At 65.0% G+C, this 2972-nt stretch carries 2 protein-coding genes and 1 pseudogene; all 3 read left to right on the top strand.

Annotated elements, in window-relative coordinates; all coding sequences use genetic code 11:
- The first annotated feature begins 131 nt into the window (after positions 1-131).
- Positions 132-872, top strand: a complete 741-nt coding sequence (locus tag ACWD04_RS33870; protein ID WP_451137563.1) for a hypothetical protein — start codon at positions 132-134, stop codon at positions 870-872.
- A 219-nt stretch (positions 873-1091) separates the two neighbouring features.
- Positions 1092-1496 (top strand): hypothetical protein, encoded by a 405-nt coding sequence (locus tag ACWD04_RS33875; protein WP_451137564.1) that lies wholly within the window; start codon positions 1092-1094, stop codon positions 1494-1496.
- Positions 1497-1736: 240 nt separating this feature from the next.
- A pseudogene (locus ACWD04_RS33880) lies at positions 1737-2883 on the top strand (IS30 family transposase); the annotation flags it as partial.
- Positions 2884-2972 lie beyond the last annotated feature (89 nt).

Genomic DNA, 2972 nt, shown 5'->3' on the forward strand with positions numbered 1-2972 from the left:
CGCCGGATACGGAGACTTCCGTCCCACCAGGACACCCTTCCTCGGATCTGCAAGATCCATTGTCAGCGTGTCCACACAACCGGGGTCGCCTCAGCACCGACCCGGCACCCCGCAGCACCTCAACCCCCCACGTGTCCCCGTACGCCTACGCCGACAACCAACCCACCCTGCTCACCGACCCCAGCGGCCGGACCCCCGAAGACCCGAACGACAGCGTCGACGGCATCGGCGACGTGCTGGGCATCTTCGGTGACGCCTTCGTCGACGTCGTCAAGTCACCGTTCGTGTTCCTCGGTGACGCGCAGGACGCCTTCACCGGCGAGAACGGCGGCGCCGGCGCCTTCCTCGACACGTACCTCCCCGTACGCCCCGCCTACCGCCTCCACCGCGCCGAGTACATGCTCCGCCAACAAGGCTGCGACGCACTCGCCGACCTCTACGCCGAAGCAGCCGACGAACTCACCCAACAGCTCGCCGTCACCGGACTCGGAGGACTGACCGGGTGGCGCAAGGCGGCGGCATCGCCTCGTGGTGCGGCTGGAGCCACCGTGATGGGGGTTCCACCTGCCTCGTCGTTCACCTGGGCCAGCGGAAGCGTCCGCTACACAAGGACCGCCACAGCAATCGGAGACGATACGAACACGATTCAGAATCTGCTGCGGTCCAAGGGCGACTATGGGCACGACGTCATTGTGCACGGCAACGAACAGGGAGAATTCATCGTTGACGGCAAGATAACCCACCCGCAGCAGATCGCCGTACTGGTCAGAGAAAATCCGTATACAACGGAGGCCCCATTCAGTTGGTCACCTGTCACGGCGCTTGCAAGGCGGCCGGTGAACTCTCCAAGGCTCTGGGTGGCGTGGAAGTGAGAAACGCGAGCGGTCATCAGGTAGATCTCCACCCTCGGACCGGAAAGGTTCGCGAGTGGCCTGAGGGAAGCCAGGGCGACCCGAGGTAAAATTCTCTGAAAACAGCTCAGGAGTATCCGTAAGGGTGCGTCCGGAACGAGACGCCGTGCGCACCCCCTTACGCACCAGCGTAAGCATACCCATCACCGCCGCCGGCGGTCCTGCTCAGGAAGCCGCCACATGCGCCAGGTCACCCCTCTCGGGTTTTTCAGCAGTATCTCCAGCCAGTCCCGCTTCAGCGTTAATTCGGAGGAAATCAAGAAACTCTCCGGACAGATTTCCGTACACGACTGCTCGCGCGTAGCGGAATACCTGAGAAGAGCTCCGGTGATCATCGCCCTCATGGGATATACGGAGGACGTCGTGGGCAAAGAGTTCGGCGTGATGGGCGGGTCCGCCATTCACAGTGACGGCACCTACTACTGGCGTCGCGACACTGCCGAGTATGTGGAGACCTACAGGACGGGACTCCCTTCTGGATTCATGGGGCACGGTGCGAGGATGCAGTGGAGCGTCCCCCATCTCAGCGATGCGGAAATTTTGGAGATCGATGATTTCTTCGAATCGCTTCGTACGCAGGGCTGAGTGGGAACGAGCCTGTTCCATCTGCAACCCCCCTCGGGCACCTCATGCCCCTTGTCCGACATCGCTGCCGGAAGTTGTTGCAGGACGCCTGCTGTACGGGAACGCTGCCGGACTGGCCTGGCCGCAAGCAGCACTGCACCTCGGACATGACGAACGCGCAGTGGGGGGTCTGTCAAACGTTGGCACCCTCAAGTGATCAACGCACCGCCCATAGATGATCATGTGATCGTGGAGGCACAGGTGCGTGACTACGGGTTTTCGCCAGCTCAACAGGATGAGATTTGGAGACGCTGGCGCGAGGGGCAGTCGTTCAGCTTGATCGGGCGGGCGCTCGGGGCGCCGATGCACCACGTCCGCCGGTTCCTGTATCAAAGCGGCGGCGTCCGCCTCACCCCGCAGCAGCGATCAGAGCGGCATCTGACCGGCAGCGAGCGCGAAGAGATATCCCGCGGCATCGCCGCCGGAGAATCTGCCTGGCAGCCGGCCGGGCAGCTGGGCAGATCACCTTCGACCGTCTCCCGCGAGATTGCCCGCAACGGCGGCCGGGACCGCTACCGTGCCGCGTCCGCCGATGCGGCCGCCTACACGCGTGGGCGCCGGCCCAAGCCGGCCAAGCTCGCCCAACGGCCCGCTCTGCGCGCGCTGGTGGAGGCCAAACTGGCTCTGTGCTGGTCTCCCGAGCAGATCGCAGGATGGCTGCGACGCCAGTACCCCAGTGACGCCTCCATGCAGATCTCACACGAAGCGATCTACCTCTCGCTCTACGACCCGCGTCGGCGGCAGGCGATCGACCGCAACCTCACCCAGCGACTGCGGTCAGCCAGACCCATGCGCCGCCCGAAGATCGCCCGCCGGCCCACCGGGCGGGGCATCATCCGCGGCATGGTGTCCATCACTGCCCGCCCCGCCGAGGTCGAGGACCGCAAGGTCCCCGGCCATTGGGAGGGCGACCTCGTGATGGGCACCCGGCCTTTCGGCAGTCGCCACGCTCGTCGAGCGCACCAGCCGCTACACCGCCATCGTCGCGCTGCCGGACGGCATCAAGGCCGAGCAAGTCACTCCACACCTCACCAGGAGTCTCCTCAGCATCCCGCCCCAACTGCGGCGGACGCTCACCTGGGACCGAGGCCGGGAGATCGCCGAGCGCCAGGCCATCAGCGCCGAGACCGGGATGCCTATCTACCTCTGCAAGCCGCGGAGCCCATGGCAACGCGGCACCAACGAGAACACCAACCGGCTGCTACGGAAGTACCTCCCCAAGGGAGCGGACCTCCGCACGTTCCACCAGGCCGACCTGGACGCCATCGCCCATGAACTCAACCATCGCCCGCGCAAGACCCATGGCTACCGCACTCCGGCAGAGGTCTACGCTGACCTCCTGAGGAGCCGTTGTCGTACCGAGAGGTTCGGTTGCGGGTCGAACTTGGGTTCCCGGTTGGGTGATCGGCTCGTGGCCGGGGAATGAAAGCAGGGCCT

The organism is Streptomyces sp. NPDC002911, assembly GCF_053591835.1.